The organism is uncultured Nostoc sp. (assembly GCF_964245445.1).
Classification (GTDB): domain Bacteria; phylum Cyanobacteriota; class Cyanobacteriia; order Cyanobacteriales; family Nostocaceae; genus Nostoc.
The window spans coordinates 1-22,020 of sequence record NZ_CAXTNE010000093.1 but is presented as its reverse complement, the minus strand read 5'-3'; the positions used below and the strand labels follow the sequence as shown (position 1 = coordinate 22,020).

The following is a 22,020-nucleotide window of genomic DNA, read 5'->3' as shown; positions in this document are numbered from 1 at the left end:
TGCTACAGACTGCGCGAAACACTGAAACGTGATGCCAGAAGTTAATTTTTAATCAGTAACTCTTGACTCCCTTAATTTTAAAAGGGAGTTTTTTATATATTATGATTATTTTTGATAATTCACCTTGCTTAACTTTACTATGATTGCGATCGCCTGGGTTGGGTGCTTGGTGCGATCGCAAGAGTTATTTCATCTACTTTTATGACAAAATTTTTGATCGCAAAAATAAGAAAGATTGTTTTTGTTGTCAAACATTAGCTTTAAATACTTTTAGAAAATACCCAAAAGTATCTAACTGCACAAATTAGCTATTATAAATAATTTCACTAAGTTACAACCTATTAACGCGTAACTGATGGCTACTAAAGATCAGAAGGATAGTGTTCTGACAAATAGATAAATAATTTGAGATTCGACAAATAAATTAGTGAGATGTATGTTATGGTTTTTATAGGAATCAAAAAAGTAAAAGCACAAAAGACTTCAAGAAACTTTGAGGCAAGCTCAAGAAAGTTTTTTTGCTCTGGTAAGTCCACTTCACTTCGCTACATCTTTTTGTAACTAAAATCTAAAACTAGATTGAGTAGGATAGTAGCCTTTGTAAGAACTTGAAGTTAATCAAAATTTATCTGGGTATGAGCCAATAAGAGTTGGCTAACCTAGCTAGAGCATTACCCACTGAAGGCAATTACTCTTGGAGTCTGGGAAGGAAGACTCTTAGAACAGCCTGACAAATCCATAGAAATACAGAATATTTACGAACTTATTCTTGCGGGAGCAAACATTTTCAACCGCGAACTAAGTTGAAGCAGTTGCTGACTTTTGGAACGAAAACTTCAAGCAATATGGTATCATTCCACAATTTGTAGGAATTTAACCATACTGTCAAAACTCACTAAGATATTGTCTCAACCAGAGTGTTAGAGGTTGCCTGTGCAAGCATTATATTATTGCACCTGTAGCTGTTACTTTTGGACTTGAACTTATTCTGCTGCATCAATCACGAAACGAGAAGCGCTATAGAAGTTCTTAGCGACTTGACATTAGCAAAATCAGATAAGTTGCAGTGACCATTTAGAGTGGATTGCAATTTGGTTGGTTGTGTGGTTCAGGGAACAAATCTGCGTTCACTTGAATTCCTGCTGCAACCACTCTTCAGGCTTGAGCAACCATTTGGGATTCTGTTACAACAACTGATAATGCTGAAGTCAAAGTTTTAAAGGCTTCGTTATTAGGAAATAGAGATTTCTCTATCCCTTAAGCTATCGCTTCGTGGGTAAATATGTTCTGATTTTAACTGTTTTTGTCAGGGTGTGATGTCTAGCGACAAGTTGCTATGCGTCAACGCCAACAGGCTTTACTTCCCTACGACACCAAGGGTGAATATCTCACATTAAGCTTACAACCCATCAACTGAATTATTGTAGGAAACACAACCATGACTGACGAAAAGATTAGACAAATAGCTTTCTATGGTAAAGGCGGTATTGGTAAATCTACCACTTCCCAAAACACCTTGGCAGCTATGGCAGAAATGGGCCAACGCATTCTTATCGTTGGTTGCGACCCTAAAGCTGACTCCACCCGTTTGATGCTGCACAGCAAAGCTCAAACAACCGTTCTTCACCTCGCAGCAGAACGTGGTGCAGTAGAAGATATCGAACTCGAAGAAGTGATGCTCAAGGGTTTCCGTGACGTTCGTTGCGTAGAATCTGGTGGTCCAGAACCCGGTGTAGGTTGCGCGGGTCGTGGTATTATCACCGCTATCAATTTCTTAGAAGAAAACGGTGCTTACCAAGACCTAGACTTTGTATCTTACGACGTATTAGGTGACGTTGTGTGCGGTGGTTTTGCTATGCCTATCCGTGAAGGTAAGGCACAAGAAATCTACATCGTTACATCTGGTGAAATGATGGCGATGTACGCTGCTAACAACATCGCTCGTGGTGTCCTCAAATATGCTCACACAGGTGGCGTGCGCTTGGGTGGTTTGATTTGTAACAGCCGTAACACTGACCGGGAAATCGACCTAATCCAAACCCTGGCAAAACGGTTGAACACCCACATGATTCACTACGTACCCCGTGACAACATTGTTCAACACGCAGAATTGCGCCGGATGACTGTTAACGAGTACGCACCCGAAAGCAACCAAGCTAACGAATATCGCACATTGGCTCAAAAGATCGTCAACAACAAGAACCTTACTATCCCCACCCCCATTGAGATGGAAGAACTAGAAGACTTGTTGATTGAATTCGGTATCCTCGAAAGCGAGGAAAATGCTGCCAAGTTGGTAGGTAAGACTGCTACTGAAGCATCAGTATAAAATATTGCTGATTAAATGATGGTCTACGGTGGGCAGCTGCCCACCCTTTCTCCAATTTTTGCATTTCTTTGTTTCAATCCCTAATAGGGATTTCTCTACGAGACGCTACGCGTTCGCATAGCATCTCGTAGAGATTGCGGTAAGCCGCTTTACGTCTACGTTAACAGGACTTATGCAAAATAGCTCTCAAACTCTTATTCCTCCGTTTTCTCTGTGCCTGGAGTGGTAGCCTGCGGCAACGATTTTCCGTTATCTGTGCGTAAGCCCTAGTTAAAAAAATTGACTTTGACAAAGAGTTTTAGCCTTAACCGAAGCGTATTGGCTTATATATATCCTCAGAACTGGGATTAAGATAAGGACGCTGTAAATCTATTAGGTGTCGCGCAAAGTGTTCGTCAATCGTCCTCATCCGTTCTTCCATCGCATTTTTACCTTTTTGCCAAGCTTCAAATAAAGCATTAGCGACAATTTGGCAACGGTTCATCCCAAAACTTTCTTGTGCTGCAAATTTTTGGATTGGTTCTTCGGCTAAAGCTAACCCTGGTGCTAAAAATTTTGTAAACAAGGGAATTTCCGGCTGGAAATAGGATTGATTTTCTGGATAAATAGCCTGAAGGATTGTGCCAATTGCTGGATAGTCGGGGAGTTCAAAGTAGAGCAATCCCGAATCATAGCGTCCGTATGCACTGGGATTGTGAAGAACCTGAAAGCTAAAGGGAATCAAGGCTGCATTCAATTGCAGTGTCAGACTTTCCATCAGAGCGATCGCACCAGATGGCATAAAGTTAAAGTAAATTCGCCCTGCTCCCAAATCAGCATCAGGGTTGCTCTGGCGTTCCTGTCCGACATTGCTAACTGCTAAGTAAGAGCCATTTTGCATTCTATTTTTGGGCATCCAGATTGCTACCATGTCACCCACTTTGGTAGATTTCTTGCTGGATTTTAGATGGCAGTCTGGCTCAACATAAAGTGTTAAACCGCCTTTAGTCACCGCCATAGTACCATCAGGTTCTTTACGCAACACCTGCCATCGAGGGTCAAAGTAACCTATGCCGTGATTACTGGCGTGCAATTGCTCGTAAAAGTTCCAATCAATTTCCAACGTGGAATTATCTGCTAAATTCTGCTTTGACGTATCAGTATTGACTGCTAAAGTACTTTGTAGAGAGCCATTGTAATAGATCCCATAGAGAAAATTCCGCAGCAGTAGAGTAAGGTACTTCTGTTGTAAATCTACAGAATTGTGTTGAAATCTCTCAGCTATTTTAGTCGGTAGACCAAAGGGTTGATAATTGGGATGATAAATACAAAAATTAGACTCAATCTGGATATTTTTAGCAATGTCGAATAGAGAAGTTAGCGGTTGATTGATAGAGTAATTTAGCATTAATCCATTTAAAACTTAAATTTTAAAAAACAGAATTCAGGAGTCAGGTGGTCGCCGAGTGCAGTCGAGGTGAGCCAGAATTCAGAATTGTTCTACTCCTTGCCATTAACAACCGCGAAGCCGAGTTTTTTCGTAATAAAGACGAAGTAGCTGTGGCTCTTTTACAGGTTGAGGAAGTTTATGGATTTTTGCTACAGGATTTAGAATTTCTGACTCTGATATCCCAAAAATAGTCAGTACACCTTGCTGCGGCATAGTTAGTAAACTTTTAGCTACTTTGAGCATACAAATGTCAGCATTATTAAAGGATTTTTGGCAGGTAATCATATCCCGAATTTGATGAATCAGTGCTAGCCCCGCAAACTGGATAACTCGCACAATAAAGTCATTGCAGTATTCCAAAATCATTGGGAAAGCATTTAGATAAGCCCTAATTAGGGCAATGATTGAAGGTTGTAAACTTTCCAACGGTGTCAATGCTAGATGTAGAGATTCTTCTAACTCAATGGTGGGGTCTACTACGAGGCTCTTGAGCCAAATTCCTAAATAGCTTGCTAGTAAAGTACCTAAATCAAAAGCGGGATCTCCCCAAGAACAAGCTTCCCAATCAATTAGTCTTACTAGGCAATTATCTAGTTTCTCCCACCTAGAATGAACTAAAATGTTGTTCAATTTCAGGTCGTTGTGAGTTAAGCAGCAAGGATTCCAGTCGTATGCCAAATCAGCGATCGCAGATTCTAAACTCTCAGACTGCTGGTATAGTAGATAGAATTTCAGCGCATCCGTGGGAACCGTTCCAAAAATCTCCGGCCCAATTGACTCTACCCCTTGCGCCGGATTGTAAAAGCCATAGCGAAACTCTCCTTGGGGAGCAGTTGCCATAAAATCCTTATATTCTCGGCGGTTATAGGTTGCGCGATGGAGTCCCGCTAAAGTAGTGCCGATCGCAGTGACAATTTCTTGTGGAAAAATATCATTGTTGTGGTATAATGTCGCAAGCTCCAGATAATCACCTAAGTAGTTGCGGACAAGGATAGAATTTTCTTCGTCAAAATGCACTACCAATGGTGCAATCGCGGAAATATTGCCGAGAACTGGAAACTGCTGGAGCAACTGATGAAATAGCCACTCCTGAAACAATTCACGAGGAGCGCCGTCATTGTTGTTAAGGTTACGTTCTTGTTTAATGAGCAGTTTCCGATTATCTGCTAGAGTCACTAGTAAACCGAAATTGTTGTTACTACTTCCTGGCAACTCAGATTTATCTGATGCGTCATCTTCTGAGCTACACAGCCCCGCTTCTAGCAGATACTGGATAACGTTATGAGAAGACAGTGATAATACCATGTATTATTTCCTACTTCATTAAATTACTTAAACTTGTACTCAGCAGTTGTCGGTAGATAGTGAATAACAATAGAGATTTGTACAATCTACTAATATCCCATATTTGGGATCATAACCTGCCAAAATGGCACCAAGTCCTTTACAATTGCTTTAAAATTTGCTCCTAGATACGGTGGCATCTTTAGACTTTATCAGCATAGTTACTTAGATACATCTAGAGCAATTGTTGTGGTAGAAGCCCATTGATGTAGCTGCATCTCCAGATGGTAGTGCAGAAGCATCCCCAGCAAAAAACTGATTGGCGGTATATGTTGTTTGATGTTGAGTAGTCATCCTGAAAGCAGCGAAGAATTTCAGTAATCCTTCGTGGTAGGAAGCATGACATTCAACGCTATTATTTTTATTTATCATCCCAAAGCTAAATAAACCGGAATTTTTAAGCAATTAGTAATTATTTTTTTCTTTAATTTTCAGAATTGATGTCTGGAAACCCTGTTATTACGTCATTTGTCTTACTTACGTATTGTAGATGACTATAGGCGATCGCAGACAACGGTTACATGAGTGCATCTTATGGAAGTGTACTTTTGTCAAGGATGAAAAGACCTCTAAGAAGGTTTTACGTAGTAAAACCGTCCCTCTCCGACTCGGAGAGGGGAAGAGTTAAGACCTGGTTTCGATATCGTATAAATTGCAGAGGGTGAGGAGTTTTTGTTTGAGGCGATCGCGCACATTCTCTGGTAATATCACTACACAATCTGGCGCATACTGCATCACTTCCCGCATAAACCAAAATGTACTAGATACTCGCCTGACAACTCGCCGGACTCGCGCTTTATCTGGTAGCCACTCATTAATATCGTCTTCTGGTTTAGCTTGATAAGCAAAAGCCAAGCCAGCAAATAAGTGCATCTCGACTTCGATTCGATCTAAATTTGAGTGCCACTCCCCCTCAATTGGTACGATTGCTGCTTCAGGGATGCGGTCTAGACGTAAGCACCAATTATGAATCAGTTCTGGTAAATCTTGATTACCTTCCGTCTCATCACACCAACAGTCTAAATATTGTCGTCGCTCGTGCAAAGTAATTTGAGCATAACGAATACTGAAGCTCCAAAAGCGATCAGCAGCGTCGTGGTAGGAAATCTGAAAGGGTTGTTGGCGAAGGATATAACGCTCAATTTCCATCTGCCAAGGTGGAGGCGGAGTTTTTAAGAAACGTTCTATTTGTTTTCGTAGAGGAAGAGAAACTTCACTACGTTCTAAGAGCAAACTAGCAATGACTTGGGCCTCTTCAAGCTGTCCTGTATCCGTTAAGGTTTGGATAGCCTGGGCTAATACTCGAATACGGTTTTCTGACCAGTTGTTATTTGGGGCAACTAGAAATTGCTGACGAGCGATCGCTTCTACCAATGCAGAAATATTCGGCCGCTCACCCCGCATCACACCTAACTCACGGGCGATCGCTTCAAGCTGAGATTTGTCTTCATCAGAAATAGACAAAGTAATAGACTGACCTTTGCGGCTCATTAGCACTCCTTTTGCCTCCTACACGGACAATTTTATATTTTGCCCTTGTCATTTTTTATTTTGTCTGCAATATTAGTAAATAAGTCAAATACGGATAAATAAAACTTTTACACGGACAAAGTTATGGAGTCTAAATATCGTATTACTCTCAAACCTGTTTATTCTCAAACCGTTATCACACCTGACGGGGTGAAATTACCTAAAGATTGGTCGCTTTCTTGGCATCAAGCAGAAACTTATCAAGCATTACAAGATCCAAATATTGATATTGTCTTTAATAGAGCCATGACAGGCGATGGTAAAAGCTTGGCTGCTTATTTGTCAGCGATGACAAATCGCACGTACACTTTAGCCATGTATCCGACAAACGAACTTGCAAGAGATCAAGAAAAACAGGTGCAAGGATACAAAGATATATTTCAACCGAAGTACGAACCGCAAATCAAACGATTAACTGCGGCTATTTTGGAGAAATCTATAGCAACTAGTCAGATGTCTTCCAAACGAGATGGGATAGAAGACTTTTCTACTAACTATGAAATTCTGCTGACGAACCCTGACATTTTTCATTACATCCATAATTTTTACTACTTAAGAGGAAAAATAGATAACCCTGACAGGTTATTTAGACGTATAGATGAAAATTATAAATTATTTATCTATGATGAATTTCATATTTTTTCATCTCCACAAATAGCTAGTGTTATCAATACGATACTTTTAATGAAGCACACTGGCAATGCTAATAAAAAGTTTCTCTTTCTTTCTGCTACGCCTAACGAGCTATTAAAGACTTTTTTAGAAAAAGCTCAACTTAGATACAAAGAAATTGATCCGGTTGATGTTGGAGCTTATCAATTTTCTTCAGATAACTCAAACGATGGCTGGCGGCAAATTAATCAGCCTATTAACTTATGCTTTCCTCAAGATATAGAGCCTAATTTGAGTTCTAGCTACAAATGGATAGAAGAAAATGCCGAAACAGTAATTTTAAAATTTTTTCAAGATAATCCAAATAGCAAAGGGGCAATTATTCTCAATTCAATTGCAGCAGTTAAGAAACTATTACCTAAATTAAGAGCTATCTTTGAACCACGATGGAAAGTTAGAGAAAATACTGGCTTAACAGGAGAAACTGAAAAATCTCAGTCGGTTGCTGAAGCAGATTTACTTTTGGGTACATCTACAATTGATGTTGGTGTAGACTTTCGGATTAATTTCCTAATTTTTGAAGCTGCTGATGCCGGAAATTTTATTCAACGCTTTGGTAGGCTTGGCAGACATGAAGGGTTTGAAACTTATCAAGCTTACGCTTTAATACCTAACTTTATTGTTGCAAGGTTATTCAAGGATGAAACTCATCCTTTACATCCTTTACAAGATGGTGAAAATTATAACCGGATTGAGTTTAACAATGCTATTCGCTTATCCTGGATATTTAAAAACGACTTTGAATGTTATCCAAAGCGTTGGGGTGGAATCCAGTCATATTATATATATAAAATACTGAGCAGTAACAATCACATGAAAGACAAGTACCCAGATATTGATAAAAAATTTGGTACTAGCATTCAAAGAGCTTTAGGAATCAAACTTGAACACATGAAAGCTCAATATTATCGGTGTAAGGGTGAAAAAAAAGACAAAATTATTGATGAGGCTAGGAGTTTTCGGGGAAGTAGCCAGTTAGATTGTGCAATTTATGACTTAACTAATCCAAAAGAGCCAGAAGCTGAAAGGTTTAAAATGTATAATCTTCCTGGCATTCTCAATAACTTTCTTTTCGAGTTATGGGATAAAAATAGCTTTATAGAAAAAGCAGAACAAGAAGGAGTAATTACTACTCGCTTTGATAAAGCTTTGTGTTATTTGAAGTTCAAAGGCTATCGAGAGGTGCAGGAAGATTGGCACTTCTATTATCCAGGGAATCTCAGAGAACTGGCTAAATCAGGTAAGGTACAAGTTCTGAATGACTTAGAGATTTGCCAACGACACGGTTACGGTATCAACCAAATTAGTGATGCTGTGAGTAGACGTAAACTAGTGTGCTTTATTTCAGACCGCGATCGCAACTTTTTACGCCCCACTCTCGGATTACCTATGCACTTTCAAGCTTACCCCCTCACTAACGAGCCAGAGGATAGAAGTCCTCGCTACACCATTACTTTTGGACAAGATGCGCTGTTATTGGAAACCTTAACTTGGCATTGGAAGCCAAAAGACGATGAAGGATGGATATGTTGAAGTTGCTATGAACGTTTACAGTTACCAATATTAAGCTAAAGGAGGATGAACAATGAGTTGGCTTAAAAGCTTGAGGAGAAAGAATTTTGCTCGAAATCAGAAAGCAACAGTGTTTCAATCCCTAAGAGGTATTATTTTAGGCATTTATACCTATGCAGTACTGCACTGCGTTTCTTTCTCCTTATATATAGATTACACGATGTTGTTTCCGCCGAGGCAAATCACATAGCAACAGTAACGTTTTAATCTTAAAGCTACAGTAACATATTTACTTTCAGCAAACAAGATGCCAAGATGATGAGAATAAACCTCATCAGGTATTTTTATGCACATCTATTTCAACGATGATGATTTCTCTCACATGCCAGAAAGCTTACGCCACTCGCTTTTAGATTGGCTCAAGACTAAAAATTCGCGGTTTGATGCTGGTATAACCAAGGGAGGAATAGCGGTTAGAGCCAAACTGAAGCGCAAAGAGGTCAAGAAAAGAGGTCGTAACTATATCAATAGTCTTAAAGTCTCTGCAAATGGTTGGAAGTGTGAACGATGGAACTTAAGCGGATGGGGTGTTACAAGACAAAGGTAAATGACCAATAAGTTTGTTTAGATAAATTACGCGAAATCTGGAGAACTACCAATGACTAAAGATAATTTGCTTTCTCGCATTTCTATTGACCCGAATATTTGTTTCGGTAAACCTTGCATTCGCGGACACCGTATTTGGGTTTCTTTAATTCTCGACCTTTTAGCCGCAGGAGAAACAATAGAAACCATTCTAGAAGAATATCCTGGCTTAGAAAAAGAAGATATTCTTGCTTGTATTGCTTATGGTGCTGAGATGACAAGGGATTGTTTTGTTGAAATCCCTTTAGGAACTCACAAGGAAACAAAAAAGTGAATATCAAACTAGATGAAAACCTTGGTAGCCTGCGGGTGGCTACATGGTTGCGTTTAGCAGGACATGATGTTGCAACAGTTAGAGAACAAGGTCTTACTTCTACTCCAGATGAAGAATTAATTGATATTTGTCACCGTGAAGATAGAGTCTTAGTTACTTCAGATAGAGGATTGGGAAATCGTCTGAAATACAATCCCTCAGACTATGCAGGAATAGTAATACTACGTTTACCTGCTCGTTCTAAATTTGCTGATTGGCGTGAAGCTATTGAGACATTGATTACTGGTTTAGAAGCCGCAGATGTAACGGGAAAGTTGTGGATAATTCGCAACGGCAATATTCAAGAATATCAACCAATTGAGTCAGAGAATAAAAATTAATGGACGAATTTGATGATAATCTTCCTGAAGAAGTTCCAGATTTTGATGCGACAAAAGATGAGGATGATGAATCACCTGCAAAACGCGAACTTCTCACTATTCGGTTATTTAAAGAAGCTGTAAAAAAGGCAAAAGGAAATGAAGGCGATCGCATCCTAGAAAAGTTTGCAGATTACGTCTTACCTAATTTAATTCAACAACTAGCAGGAGCAACCGCTAAAGGTGGTAAATTTACTGAAGACAGAAGAGCCGAAGGTAAAAATGTTGAGCGCAGTAAGCATGACCAATCTCTCATTGCACATCTTTTAAATGGGTTATTTCCTACCTATCGAATTCTGAAAAAACTACAGGAAGATATGCTAGGAACTAATGTGATTAAACGATTTTGTGAAGACCTGCAAGCTAATGTGTTTATTACATCCTATTTACTTCATGATTATGATAAATTTCCAGATTATACAACTTGGTTAATTGCTAACGATCAAGAGGGTAAATTGAAAAATCGCAACTGGAGACAAAATCCATCCAATAAATCAGATGCTCCCAATCTCGGACGTAGGTATGTTGCCCAAAAAATTCTGGATTTTGGTTTAAATAATCTACTTGGAGAACAATGGGAGGATTACATTGATGACATTATCTGGATTAGTAATAATGCTGGAGATAAGTATGATGCTGATCTGGGTCTTAAAAGTCGTGGGTTATCTCCTCTAGATGATGAAAGACTGGATGATAGAGTTAGGGGTATCCTTGTTAATCTTGTCAAACTATCTGATCGTTTCGCTTCAGTTGTCAAACACCCAAGAGATACTGAGGATGGTAGCATACCTAAAATACTACAACATCTCAGTAATCATCAATTAAAACTCACCTATCACTCACTTTCAGAAAATCGTGGAATTCTCACAAATATTTTCAATAATGCTTTAATCGCAGCACATCCTGAAGATTTTTATACACCCTTACTCTATCTACCTGATGGTGTTGTCTATTTAACTACAGTTGATGCTCCTCCAATTACAACTGATGGAATTCCTGAACAAGTTATTGCCAAAATAAAGTACTTATGTGCAGAGAAACTGAAGGAAAGACAGACAGGTTTTAATCGTGATGGTAAGGGTTTTAAATTTGCAGATTATTACTGGTTATTTTTTGATGTACTTGAATTAATGGAAGTTAGCATTAATGCTGCTTCTCGACTGCTTCCAGACTTAAAAACTGCTTCTGCTGGTAAGCGAGGCGAAAGTTTACAGAGTTACCAAGCACAAGGCGAATTAGCAGCACATTTAAATTTGCAATTTGCTAATGAAGTTCGTATTGATAGATTAGCAGAGTTTGGTGATACTCTATGTCGAGGAATTTGGGGTAGTTGGTACGAAAAAGTTAATGATTGGCAGAAACAACAGCCAAAAAATGAGAGGAGAACTATTCCTGATTTAGATTTGACACAAAAGCTAGCTGAATATTTAGAATTATCAGCAGAGATTCCAGCTATCAGACAAATTCAATCTTTGAAAAAAACAGGTGGTGTACCTCTTGATTGGTATTATCTAGCATCACAATACTTTCGCAATCATTCAGGATTAGACTTTGCTCAAATCCTGGAAGTAATGAAAGGGATGGTAAATCATGCTGCTATTTTTATTAAACCAATTTTAGCAGAGTTTCAGGATGTGCCTGATGGCTGGGATGATTTAAAAACTTATGTCAACCGAGTTATTTCATTACCAACAGGCGCAGTTATAGAACCAGAGGCAAACTCATTTTTAGTTGAACTAAAACGCTATAATGCCGCCAAAATTACAGGTAGAGGACGAGAAAATGTTTGTGCAATTTCTAGTTCTTCGTATACTGTGACTGAACAAATGGAATCAGCGACTTTATTCGCGCCTCAAGTCTACAGTAATCGTCAGATTTTATTTAATGCTCAAGCTGCTAAACGGCAAATTTGCTCAATTTGGTCAATTGAAATCATGTTGAGACAAATTTTGATGAACCAAACAAATGCTGTAGGAGCAGACTTTGAAGGACGGAAATATCGCTATCTCTATCTTTATCCAACTTACTTCTTTACCCCAGAAACCAATAAATTTTTGCAACTTGCTTACAATCAATTTTCTCGAACCCGATTTGATGCTGAAATGCGTAAGCATTTTATTACCGAAAATCAAGTTGCAAAGTTTCAAATGGAAACCTATCAAAAAGTTGATTCTCTCCTGATTAAAGAAAATTTAAAACCAGAGGATGATCGCACCTTCAAAATTAGCTTTTCAGACAAAGAAACACTGACATTTTTCTTTTTAGGTTTACCTCCTGGAAGAGAAGCTACAGACACAGAATCTTGGATAACACCAGCTTGGTTAGCGTTAGCATTACCGCTTGTTCTCGATGTGAAAGTTGTTGCATCAGAATCACCTGTACCACCCTTTATCAGTGGTGCTGATTTTGAACAAACAGTTTTAATTGATGGAGAACATCAAGCAATTCGTTCTTTGATTAAAAAAGATAACTATCGTTTAGATAGTATTCTACCTCGTAGTTCAGGAAAGTGTAAATTTTCCCCGCTCAATGCTCTGACTGCGGCTTACTCTATTCATTTGGAAGTCAACCGTAAAAAAGATGGCGATCCAGATTGGGGAAAATTAGCAGATTTAGCACGGGATTTAGAAACCAGTCCTCTTTATGTCTTTTATTACCTGAATAAATGGCTACGTAAGCAAGACAAAATTGATTCTGTACCTATTGCTAAAGTTCGCTTATACTTGGATTTTTATTACTACTTTGACCCGGAAGGAAAAAACGTGAATCAATTACGTGAATTAACATCACTCTATCGTCAATTTTACCGCGCGCAAACTAAAGGTAAATCACCAAAAGCAAATGCTATCCTTAAACCCATTGATGAGGCTGCTGATGTGATTTTGAAAATTGATAAAGCTGTAGCTGGTGACACTGAATCATTAACAGATGCAGTAGCTGCGCGTTTATCAAAATTAATGAATAAGGTTGAACGTGGTGCTGCGGAAGGGAGACGTACTTTTATTTTGGTAGATGGTAAGTGGAAACGTGCTTTAAATGATGCAGAAGAACGTCAAGCCGTATATGACTTTGCCAAGTATTTTGTGAAAGACATTTTTGAGGAAAGTTTTAAAGGCGATCGCGCACGTTTAGCAGGTACTCAACTTAATTTAATTAGAGATACCTGTGAATACCTTTATCGCCTAGCAGATGATGAGGAACGTAAGGCACGTCCGCAAGATGAACCTGATGATATTCCTGAATTACAACTTGAAGCATCAGTCTAATTTATTCTTTTTTTCCAACTAGCTAAATTGGAGTAATCAAACCATGAAATTACTGAAAACGCTCGATTCTAAATTTTTCCACGATGTAATCCCTGCTAAACCAATGGGCAAATATGCTCATTTCATTACTATTCGTGTTACAGAATCCTATCCTTTATTCCAGACAGATGGTGAACTCAATAAAGCAAGAGTACGTGCTGGAATTGAAAACAAAGAACCTATTAGTCGCTTGGCAATGTTTAAGCGCAAGCAGTCTACACCAGAACGTTTGACAGGTAGAGAATTACTACGTAACTACAAAATTGGTGACTGGGAAAAATGCGATTACAACGTAGATTTCAGCAAAACTACTCCTGATTGTATTCTCTACGGTTTTGCTATTGGTGATTCCGGTTCTGAAAAGTCGAAAGTCGTTGTAGACACAGCGTACTCGATTACACCCTTTGATGATTCTCACCTTAACTTTACCCTCAATGCACCTTTTGAAAACGGGACGATGAGCCGTCAAGGGGAAGTAACCAGCCGTATTAATAGTCAAGACCATATCTTACCTCAAGTCTTTTTCCCCAGTATTGTTACGCTGAAAGACCCCACTGAAGCTGGATTTCTCTATGTTTTCAATAATATTCTCAGGACACGCCATTACGGAGCGCAGACTACCCGCACTGGTAGAGTGCGTAATGAGTTAGTTGGAGTCATTTTCGCTGATGGTGAGATTGTTAGTAATCTTCTCTGGACTCAAAAGATTTATGACGTAATGAGCAATGCAACTCCAAAGCAAATTAATCCTCCTGATCCGCTCAATGAAGACGAGGTTTTAGAGGCTGCTACACAAGCAATTACTGCTCTAATGTCTCAAGAGTGTATTTCTCATACTGATTTTGTTGGTACATCCTTTACACAACTTTTGAGTGAAGTTAAGTCTATCACCAGTGATCAAACTCGATTGCAAGAAATGTTGAGTCAAGCAAATGCTGAATCATCTACTTATGCTCAAACATGGGTTATTAAATCAGGTAAGAAAGACCCTAAAAAAGATACCAAGAATAATAAGAAAGCTGCTGCTGTAGTGGAGTAAGCAAGATGGTGTTAATTTATCGCTGTCAAATAGAACTTCATGATAGTCTTTATTACGCAACTCGTGAAATTGGTCGATTGTATGAAACAGAGCCAATAATTCACAATTATGCTCTCTGTTATGCGCTAGGTTTAGTTGATAGCAAAACCTACTCTACTACCGTTGCTGAAGAACATTCTTATCGCTACTTTTGCCCTGAACAAGTGCCAAAATATGAAGAGCATTTAACGCCACTCAATCAACAGGGAATTTACGTAACTCCGGCGCGATCGCTCAATCATTCTGCCATCCTCAACACTTGGAAGTATGCTAATAACAACTACCACGTTGAAATGGAGAAAACACAGAAAAATATCCCTAGTTTTGGGAGAGCAAAGGAAATAGCAGCAGAAAGTCTATTTGAGTTTTTTGTCATCTCACAAAAAGAACTCAAACTATCAAAGTGGATTCGCTTGGGTAAATGGATGAGCAAAGCTGAAGTGACGGTTGAACCATTACCGAAACCTAAAATTGCTGAGGCTATATTCACTTGTACACATCCATTAAATCCTTTAGATGTCATGTTCACCAATCAAGTGATTAGCTATGACGTTGTGAATATGCCTCCAGTTAGCTTAATTCAAAATGTCCAAATGCAAGGTCAATACTATCAAGTTGATGGCATTCATAACTTAAAAATTCCAGTTCGGATGGAATATCGTTTTCGGAGTTAAATAACTTCCTAAAACTGTTGCCACGTTTTTTCTTTTTTGCTGGTTCTAGCGTCCAGTCACAAATTACGTTACAATCTTTAACCCTTGTTAGTTCTGTACGCTCCTCACATCCATCGTGAAACACTATCAACAACAATCCAACGCCTTCCCCAGCGATTACCTAAACAACTTGTGGGGAGAAATCCAAGCTTGTCCTTACTTCGCTATCAACAACCTCAACCGCGATTTTGTCGCCACTAAAGGATTTTCCGTAGTATTTCAGCGTTCTGGATTAGCAAAAGTAGAACAGCAGTTTCCCTACTTCAAACCTTACCTTGATTTGGCTCTCCAGCCAAATTGTAATGCTTTTTACCTCAATCCTTTACAGCTAAAAGAAGGCTCCCGCGTCGATCCGCATATCGATCGCTCCCTGCGTTCCTACTCCAAAACCATTGAACCACCTACGGTTGTAAGTGTACTTTATGTGCGCGTACCTGCGGATATGGAAGGAGGAGAACTGGTATTGCGATCGCACAAACGCCAACTTGGGCAAATTAAGCCCCAATTCAATACTTTAGTTTACTTTCAAGGTGATTTAACCCATTCGGTTAACGCTGTCAAAACCCCAGGAAATCGCCTAAGTCTTGTTTGTGAACAGTATAGTTTGAGTGATGCTGAACTCCAGGAAATCCCCGAGTTCACTGTAGAGTCAAGAATCACTCAGTCTACAACCAAAAAAAGAAAGTATGCCTCATAGTTTAGTGTTAAATTTGCTACCTCAATCGCCCATTCCACCACAGTATCTTACAGGTAGACATCTCCACGCCTTATTTTTAACCCTTGTTAGTTCTGTAGATAGCACATTAGGCGATCGCTTGCACGATTCCACTGCTGATAAAGCTTTCACCCTTTCCCCTTTACAAATTAGTAATACAAACTCTCCCTTTTTGAAGGGTGGTAAGGGAGGATCTAAATTGCAATACTCACATCAACAACCCATTCTCGCCGGAACTCCTTGTTGGTGGCGCATCTCTTTATTAGATGACACTCTATTTAGCAAACTTACCCAACTTTGGCTAAATCTTAATCCCAATCGCCCTTGGCATCTTGGCCCGGCTGACTTGTATATTACCAGCATTCAAGGCACACCCCAATCTATTCAACCTTGGGCAAATGCCAGTACTTACGCTCAATTATACGAAGAAGCTAGCGATGTCTACGACGGGCTATGCCTACGCAATTTTTCCATTAACCTTACCTTTTCCACGCCTACTGCCTTTCGTCAAGGACAGTATGATACTACCCTTCCTACCAGAGAATCTGTTTTTAATTCTTTACTTTCACGGTGGAATAAGTATAGCGGTATAGGATTTTCTCAGATTGCGATCGAGTCAATCTTTCCTTCTTTTGTCAATATTCACACAGAAATATTAGCTGATTCTCGCAGCAAATTTATTGGCATTATTGGCGAAGTTACCTATAAGATTTTAGGGGCAGTTGAACCAATACAAATTAAGCAAATTAATGCCTTAGCTGACTTTGCTTTGTATTGCGGTGTTGGGAGAAAAACAACTATGGGGATGGGTATGGCAAGGCGGCTGTATTCTCCCTAATTTGAAACATCATTTAAAAACCACCTAAGTTATGAATCAAACAGAATATATTTCCATTGCGGCATTGAATCAATATGCCTATTGTCCGCATCGCTGTTGGCGGATGTTCTGTGCAGGAGAATTTACCGATAACCAATACACAATTGAAGGTACAACTTTACACGATCGCGTCCACACCACAAGCGATATACAGCGAGGAGAAACTTGGCAAGTTCGAGCAATTTGGCTGAAGTCTGAGCAATACAAACTCATCGGCAAATCTGATTTAATTGAAGCAGAATCTGGTCAAGTTTATCCAGTGGAATACAAACGAGGACGCAAAGGCGAATGGGATAACGATGAGTTGCAAGTTTGTGCCCAAGCCCTATGTTTAGAAGAGATGACAGGAAAACCTGTTACTACTGGATATATCTATTATGCCCACTCCCATCAACGGCAATTAGTAGAGATTAATCAAGAGTTACGGCAAAGTGCGATCGCAACTATTCAATCTGTTACAAATCTCCTAGAAACAGGAGCAATGCCAAAACCAGTTTACAGCAAACGCTGCCAAGGATGCAGTCTTTATTCGCAATGTTTGCCCAAAGCAACTGATAAAGTCAAAAGTTATCAAGAAGTCAATTAAATTATACTCTAATACAGTTTAGATAAGCCCAAAAACATGACGTAGAGACGCGATTTATCGCGTCTTCAAAGACAAATTATCTACTCAAGCACCAATTATTACTAGGAATAATTAAGAATGGGAACACTTTATGTAACACAAGCCGATGCTTTTATCGGCAAAGTTGACGAACGCCTCACTGTCAAAGCTGAACAAAAAACAATCTTAGATATCCCTTTAATTAAATTGGAAGGAATTGTAGTACTAGGACGGGCTACTATTTCTCCTGCTGTTGTCAGTGAACTTTTAGAACGTCACATTTGTTTAACTTTTCTCACACAAAACGGACGATATTTAGGACGTTTAGAACCAGAAGTTACCAAAAATATCTTTGTTCGTAAAGCCCAATGGCAAGCTGTGGGAGAATCACAAGCAGCAATACATTTAGTTAAAGGATTTGTGCGGGGTAAACTGAAAAATTACCGCCATAGCTTACTTCGCACTCAGCGAGAACATCCCGATACTGACCTAAATAATAACATCACTCGATTAGAACAGGCGATCGCACCAATCGAAAAAACTAGCAGTATTGATTCCCTCAGAGGTTTAGAAGGTGCTGGTAGTGCAGCCTATTTTGGTTGTTTTCAACAGCTAATCAAAACCTCAGAATTTCGATTTGAAGCTAGACGCCGCCGCCCACCAACCGATCCAGTTAATGCCCTACTGAGTTTTGGGTATTCGTTGCTACGTCATGATGTGCAAAGTGCTTTAAATATTGTTGGTTTCGATCCCTATCTAGGATACTTACACGTCGAGCGTTATGGTAGACCTTCCCTAGCCTTAGACTTGATGGAAGAATTTCGTCCTTTAATAGTGGATGCTGTAGTGTTGTCGCTGATTAACAAGCGATCGCTAACCCTAGCTGACTTTACCACCGAACCGCTCAGTAGTGCTGTGACTTTAACTAAAGAAGGACTGCATACATTCCTTCGCGCCTATCAACAAAAGAAACTATCGAATTTCAAACATCCAGTAATGGGAAACAAATGCACCTATCAAGAATCTTTTGAAATTCAGGCGAGGTTATTAAGTAAGTATCTCATGAACGAAATTGATAAATATCCCCCTTTAATTCTCAAGTAATTAGTCATTCTCCCCCATTTCCCTACTCCCCACTCCCTTCATGTATATTGTTGTCAGCTACGACATTCCAGAAGATAAGCGTCGGACTAAAATCCATTCGATTCTCAAGTCTTACGGGCAATGGATGCAACTGAGTGTGTTTGAATGCGATATCACTCCCACTCAGTATGCTAAACTGCGATCGCGTTTAGCTAAATTGATTAAACCCGATACCGATAGTGTGCGCTTTTATTTCCTTTGTGGCTGTTGTCAGCGAAAAGTTGAACGCATTGGTGGAGAACAGCCACGAGACGAAACAATTTTCTTTGCTGAGTCCCCTTCTGGCTAGGTTTTTGTATATCAAATGCGCGGAAGGGTAGGTGTACAAATTCCACAGCCCCAAAAAAATGCTTCTATCCCAACTCCAGCAAGGCTTTCAACGCATTAATCCCCTAATCCTCATCCGCGCAATCTCTGAAATGCTTACTAAAATGCGATTTCAGCCTTTAAATTTTTCTGGCGCTCTTTCCAAACGAATTTTCTAATGCTATGATTGCCCTTGAATCGCGCAACTGCACCTTGAAAACTAAATATAGCTTGGGTTTCAGGCTCCCGCTATTGCAATTAATCAAAATCCCTATTAGGGATTGAAACTAATGCGATTGAAGTATGATGTCTGCAATCCAAAATTGCAATTAATCAAAATCCCTATTAGGGATTGAAACATACAAAACACCTTCAAAGTAAACTAGTTACGCAAATTGCAATTAATCAAAATCCCTATTAGGGATTGAAACACGACAACACGATGATAAACCCTCCTTTGACAGATTAGGATTGCAATTAATCAAAATCCCTATTAGGGATTGAAACTCTACTGGGGTAGAGATCCCCTTAATGGTTGACCATTGCAATTAATCAAAATCCCTATTAGGGATTGAAACAAATAGCTTGAGTAGGTGCTGTGATTGGGCAATTGAATTGCAATTAATCAAAATCCCTATTAGGGATTGAAACTGAATAAAGCTATATTTAATACATACCAAACAACGAATTGCAATTAATCAAAATCCCTATTAGGGATTGAAACCTATTGCCTTGGCTGCTGTAGCTGCTGCCTTAGTTATTGCAATTAATCAAAATCCCTATTAGGGATTGAAACAAATCAAAACAATCCAAGTTAAATGGGTTACAAGCTGATTGCAATTAATCAAAATCCCTATTAGGGATTGAAACATTAGCTTGTTTGGCGTTACGAACCGCACCATCAGATTGCAATTAATCAAAATCCCTATTAGGGATTTGTTTTGCCCAATATCCAATACCCCATTCAAAATTCCACAATTACCGGCGTATGGTCGCTGGGTTGGGTTAATTTTCTGGGCGCGATATCAATAATGCAACTTGTAGCACGCTCATACAGGATAGGTGTGAGATAGTGATGGTCAATCCGCCAACCTAAGTTGCGACGGAAGGCGGCGGCGCGATAATCCCACCAGCTATAATTTCCGCCTTCTGTGGTGAATTTGCGAAAAGCATCAGCAAATCCCAATTCCAGAATATCCCGTAAGGCTTGGCGCTCTGATTCTGTTGCCATAATGTGATTTTCTGTACTCACTTGCTCGTGAATATCCTTATCTTCTAAGGCGATATTGAAGTCACCGCACACACAAATTGCAGGTTGTGACAGCACCAACAATCGTAAATACTCGCGTAGCGCTGTCAACCAGCGCAATTTGTATTCATATTTTTCAGTTCCTACTGCTGCACCATTGGGAACATATAAGTTAACAATCTGAACACCATCAATAACACCTGTAATCACCCGCTTTTGCTCATCCCATTCGTGGTGTAAATCTGGCAAAATCGCCCTAAACCCTCTACTTACGTCTACAAGTGGCTGGCGGCTAATTATGGCTACGCCGTTATAAGATTTTTGTCCTGATATATAAAGGTTATAGCCTAACTGCTCAAAAGGCGATCGCGGAAACTCGGCATCCACAACTTTGGTTTCTTGCAAGCACAGAACATCAACAGGATTGGTAGTTAACCAATCGATAACCTGTTCTAGACGAGTGCGAATTGAGTTGACATTCCAAGTAGCGATTTTCATTAGTTATCAGAATTTTTTGTAAATTAATAATTACAAATTATGTAATTATTGTACAGTTACTTAATATTTATAATTTCTGTTCCATTTCCGAATTACATTTAAACCAAGCTTTAATGGCTTGATCCCATTGCATATTTTAGTAGTTTTAGCTACAAAATCTTCCTTTTTGTAAGTTCTGCTACAAAATATTCTACCTCGTTATGATCCCCAAGGCAGATGCAACAAGTAATTGATTTACTCTAAGTTAGAAAGATAGTTCAGAGTTGAGTTTAGCCGATAGTCCGTTAGATTTGTCGGTAAAAAATTTACAACACGGTTAACCATTATTTATTGCGCTTTTTGTAGCCTGTTAGGTTAATTTAAATGTCAAAAGAGTAAGTACAAATGCTCTCTCCTCATACAATAATGATGCAACTCATTATATTGAGGAGAATTTCATAGACTGAACCAAAAAAACTTATGAAAATCGCTCAAGTTGCCCCCTTATGGGAAAGGGTTCCACCTCTTAATTATGGAGGAATAGAACTGGTAGTGAGTCGCTTGACTGATGAACTTGTTCGTCGCGGTCATGAGGTAACCTTATTTGCCTCTGGCGATTCTCAAACTTTGGCTTATTTAGAAGCAGTTTATCCACGGGCATTGCGCTTAGATCCAAATGTCAAAGAGTATGCAGTGTACGAAATGCTAGAACTAAGCCAAGTTTACCAGAGTGCTGCCCAATTCGATATTATCCATTCCCATGTAGGGATTTCGGCATTACCTTTAGCGAGTTTGATAACAGCAACTTCTACAGTGCATACCCTGCACAATGATTTTACAACGGACAAGTGTAAAGCATTTAGCTACCACAAAAAGCAACCTTATGTCAGCATTAGTAACTCGCAGCGTCAAATCGATCTTAATTATATTGACACGGTTTATAACGGAATTGAGCTAGCAGATTATCCATTCGTAGCCCAACCGTCAGAACCTCCATATTTGGCATTTTTAGGTCGTTTCTCGCTAGAGAAAGGGCCACAACATGCGATCGCTATTGCTAAACAGAGTGGTTGGCGCTTGAAGATGGCAGGAAAGGTTGATGTCCAAGACTCTAAGTTTTTTGAACAAGAGATTGCCCCCCTCATAGATGGTCAGCAAATTGAATATCTAGGTGAAATCAACCACGCCGAAAAGACTGAACTTCTGGGCAATGCTGCCATAACTCTCTTCCCCATTAGCTGGCAAGAACCTTTTGGGTTAGTAATGATTGAATCAATGGCAACTGGTACACCAGTAATTGCCATGAATTTCGGCTCCGTACCTGAACTGATTGCCCACGGTAAAACAGGAAACTATCCCACTAATAAAAAAGTATGGTAATCTACTTCTCAACAAGGAG

Annotated in this window: 18 protein-coding genes, 1 pseudogene and 1 CRISPR repeat array; of the genes and pseudogenes, 14 read left to right on the top strand and 5 right to left on the bottom strand. The window is 39.4% G+C overall.

Annotated elements, in window-relative coordinates; all coding sequences use genetic code 11:
• Nucleotides 1–1,438: 1,438 nt before the first annotated feature.
• Nucleotides 1,439–2,329, top strand: coding sequence for a nitrogenase iron protein (gene nifH, locus ACFE90_RS16975; protein ID WP_375502483.1), 891 nt, complete (start codon nt 1,439–1,441; stop codon nt 2,327–2,329).
• Nucleotides 2,330–2,633: 304 nt separating this feature from the next.
• On the opposite strand, the gene ACFE90_RS16970 is transcribed toward nifH, so the two are convergent.
• The 4 genes from ACFE90_RS16970 to ACFE90_RS16955 form a co-directional block, all read right to left on the bottom strand.
• Nucleotides 2,634–3,716 carry a T3SS effector HopA1 family protein gene (locus ACFE90_RS16970; RefSeq protein WP_375502481.1) on the bottom strand — a complete coding sequence of 361 codons (1,083 nt, stop codon included), beginning with the start codon at nt 3,714–3,716 and terminating at the stop codon, nt 2,634–2,636.
• 105 nt (nt 3,717–3,821) lie between these two features.
• Nucleotides 3,822–5,063 (bottom strand): phosphotransferase family protein, encoded by a 1,242-nt coding sequence (locus ACFE90_RS16965; protein WP_375502479.1) that lies wholly within the window; start codon nt 5,061–5,063, stop codon nt 3,822–3,824.
• Nucleotides 5,064–5,267: 204 nt separating this feature from the next.
• Nucleotides 5,268–5,507, bottom strand: coding sequence for a hypothetical protein (locus ACFE90_RS16960; protein ID WP_375502477.1), 240 nt, complete (start codon nt 5,505–5,507; stop codon nt 5,268–5,270).
• 219 nt (nt 5,508–5,726) lie between these two features.
• On the bottom strand, nt 5,727–6,593 hold the full coding sequence (locus ACFE90_RS16955; protein ID WP_375502475.1) for a WYL domain-containing protein: 867 nt from the start codon (nt 6,591–6,593) through the stop codon (nt 5,727–5,729).
• Nucleotides 6,594–6,716: 123 nt separating this feature from the next.
• Between ACFE90_RS16955 and cas3 the strand changes: the two genes are divergently transcribed.
• The 12 genes from cas3 to cas2 all read left to right on the top strand — a co-directional run bounded on the left by cas3 (nt 6,717) and on the right by cas2 (nt 18,878).
• The gene (cas3, locus tag ACFE90_RS16950; protein ID WP_375502473.1) at nt 6,717–8,837 is read left to right on the top strand and encodes a type I-D CRISPR-associated helicase Cas3'; all 2,121 of its coding nucleotides are present in this window, start codon (nt 6,717–6,719) and stop codon (nt 8,835–8,837) included.
• Between the two features lie 325 nt (nt 8,838–9,162).
• Nucleotides 9,163–9,423, top strand: coding sequence for a hypothetical protein (locus ACFE90_RS16945; RefSeq protein ID WP_375502471.1), 261 nt, complete (start codon nt 9,163–9,165; stop codon nt 9,421–9,423).
• A 51-nt stretch (nt 9,424–9,474) separates the two neighbouring features.
• A complete protein-coding gene (locus ACFE90_RS16940) occupies nt 9,475–9,735 on the top strand; it encodes a DUF433 domain-containing protein (protein WP_375502469.1) in 261 nt (86 codons plus the stop codon).
• Nucleotides 9,732–10,115 (top strand): DUF5615 family PIN-like protein, encoded by a 384-nt coding sequence (locus ACFE90_RS16935; protein WP_375502467.1) that lies wholly within the window; start codon nt 9,732–9,734, stop codon nt 10,113–10,115. Before ACFE90_RS16940 ends, ACFE90_RS16935 begins: the two co-directional genes overlap by 4 nt.
• Nucleotides 10,115–13,420, top strand: coding sequence for a type I-D CRISPR-associated protein Cas10d/Csc3 (gene cas10d, locus ACFE90_RS16930; protein WP_375502465.1), 3,306 nt, complete (start codon nt 10,115–10,117; stop codon nt 13,418–13,420). Before ACFE90_RS16935 ends, cas10d begins: the two co-directional genes overlap by 1 nt.
• Before the next feature lie 43 nt (nt 13,421–13,463).
• The gene (cas7d, locus tag ACFE90_RS16925) at nt 13,464–14,498 is read left to right on the top strand and encodes a type I-D CRISPR-associated protein Cas7/Csc2 (protein ID WP_375502463.1); all 1,035 of its coding nucleotides are present in this window, start codon (nt 13,464–13,466) and stop codon (nt 14,496–14,498) included.
• Nucleotides 14,499–14,503: 5 nt separating this feature from the next.
• Complete coding sequence (gene cas5d, locus ACFE90_RS16920) at nt 14,504–15,211, top strand: type I-D CRISPR-associated protein Cas5/Csc1 (RefSeq protein WP_375502461.1); 708 nt, start codon at nt 14,504–14,506, stop codon at nt 15,209–15,211.
• A gap of 115 nt (nt 15,212–15,326) precedes the next feature.
• Nucleotides 15,327–15,947, top strand: a complete 621-nt coding sequence (locus ACFE90_RS16915) for a 2OG-Fe(II) oxygenase (protein WP_375502459.1) — start codon at nt 15,327–15,329, stop codon at nt 15,945–15,947.
• Nucleotides 15,937–16,803 carry a CRISPR-associated endoribonuclease Cas6 gene (cas6, locus tag ACFE90_RS16910; RefSeq protein ID WP_375502457.1) on the top strand — a complete coding sequence of 289 codons (867 nt, stop codon included), beginning with the start codon at nt 15,937–15,939 and terminating at the stop codon, nt 16,801–16,803. The genes ACFE90_RS16915 and cas6 overlap by 11 nt, the downstream gene beginning before the upstream one ends.
• 31 nt (nt 16,804–16,834) lie before the next feature.
• On the top strand, nt 16,835–17,428 hold the full coding sequence (gene cas4 / locus ACFE90_RS16905) for a CRISPR-associated protein Cas4 (RefSeq protein ID WP_375502455.1): 594 nt from the start codon (nt 16,835–16,837) through the stop codon (nt 17,426–17,428).
• 117 nt (nt 17,429–17,545) lie between these two features.
• Nucleotides 17,546–18,550 carry a type I-D CRISPR-associated endonuclease Cas1d gene (gene cas1d, locus ACFE90_RS16900; RefSeq protein WP_375502453.1) on the top strand — a complete coding sequence of 335 codons (1,005 nt, stop codon included), beginning with the start codon at nt 17,546–17,548 and terminating at the stop codon, nt 18,548–18,550.
• 40 nt (nt 18,551–18,590) lie between these two features.
• Nucleotides 18,591–18,878, top strand: coding sequence for a CRISPR-associated endonuclease Cas2 (gene cas2, locus ACFE90_RS16895; RefSeq protein WP_251955541.1), 288 nt, complete (start codon nt 18,591–18,593; stop codon nt 18,876–18,878).
• A gap of 268 nt (nt 18,879–19,146) precedes the next feature.
• Nucleotides 19,147–19,837: direct repeats of the CRISPR family, unit length 37 nt; unit sequence ATTGCAATTAATCAAAATCCCTATTAGGGATTGAAAC.
• 22 nt (nt 19,838–19,859) lie between these two features.
• On the opposite strand, the gene xth is transcribed toward cas2, so the two are convergent.
• Nucleotides 19,860–20,642 carry an exodeoxyribonuclease III gene (gene xth, locus ACFE90_RS16890; protein ID WP_375502451.1) on the bottom strand — a complete coding sequence of 261 codons (783 nt, stop codon included), beginning with the start codon at nt 20,640–20,642 and terminating at the stop codon, nt 19,860–19,862.
• 459 nt (nt 20,643–21,101) lie between these two features.
• On the opposite strand from xth, the pseudogene ACFE90_RS16885 reads away from it, so the two are divergent.
• A pseudogene (locus ACFE90_RS16885) lies at nt 21,102–21,971 on the top strand (glycosyltransferase family 4 protein); the annotation flags it as partial.
• Nucleotides 21,972–22,020: the final 49 nt, after the last annotated feature.

What these genes read in the sequence shown, in the direction of transcription:
- ACFE90_RS16970 (WP_375502481.1), bottom strand. Translation starts at nt 3,716, where the DNA reads ATGCTAAATTACTCTATCAATCAACCGCTAACTTCTCTATTCGACATT.
- ACFE90_RS16940 (WP_375502469.1), top strand. Translation starts at nt 9,475, where the DNA reads ATGACTAAAGATAATTTGCTTTCTCGCATTTCTATTGACCCGAATATT.
- ACFE90_RS16945 (WP_375502471.1), top strand. Translation starts at nt 9,163, where the DNA reads ATGCACATCTATTTCAACGATGATGATTTCTCTCACATGCCAGAAAGC.
- cas1d (WP_375502453.1), top strand. Translation starts at nt 17,546, where the DNA reads ATGGGAACACTTTATGTAACACAAGCCGATGCTTTTATCGGCAAAGTT.
- ACFE90_RS16965 (WP_375502479.1), bottom strand. Translation starts at nt 5,063, where the DNA reads ATGGTATTATCACTGTCTTCTCATAACGTTATCCAGTATCTGCTAGAA.
- cas3 (WP_375502473.1), top strand. Translation starts at nt 6,717, where the DNA reads ATGGAGTCTAAATATCGTATTACTCTCAAACCTGTTTATTCTCAAACC.
- cas10d (WP_375502465.1), top strand. Translation starts at nt 10,115, where the DNA reads ATGGACGAATTTGATGATAATCTTCCTGAAGAAGTTCCAGATTTTGAT.
- nifH (WP_375502483.1), top strand. Translation starts at nt 1,439, where the DNA reads ATGACTGACGAAAAGATTAGACAAATAGCTTTCTATGGTAAAGGCGGT.
- cas6 (WP_375502457.1), top strand. Translation starts at nt 15,937, where the DNA reads ATGCCTCATAGTTTAGTGTTAAATTTGCTACCTCAATCGCCCATTCCA.
- xth (WP_375502451.1), bottom strand. Translation starts at nt 20,642, where the DNA reads ATGAAAATCGCTACTTGGAATGTCAACTCAATTCGCACTCGTCTAGAA.
- cas7d (WP_375502463.1), top strand. Translation starts at nt 13,464, where the DNA reads ATGAAATTACTGAAAACGCTCGATTCTAAATTTTTCCACGATGTAATC.
- cas5d (WP_375502461.1), top strand. Translation starts at nt 14,504, where the DNA reads ATGGTGTTAATTTATCGCTGTCAAATAGAACTTCATGATAGTCTTTAT.
- cas4 (WP_375502455.1), top strand. Translation starts at nt 16,835, where the DNA reads ATGAATCAAACAGAATATATTTCCATTGCGGCATTGAATCAATATGCC.
- cas2 (WP_251955541.1), top strand. Translation starts at nt 18,591, where the DNA reads ATGTATATTGTTGTCAGCTACGACATTCCAGAAGATAAGCGTCGGACT.
- ACFE90_RS16955 (WP_375502475.1), bottom strand. Translation starts at nt 6,593, where the DNA reads ATGAGCCGCAAAGGTCAGTCTATTACTTTGTCTATTTCTGATGAAGAC.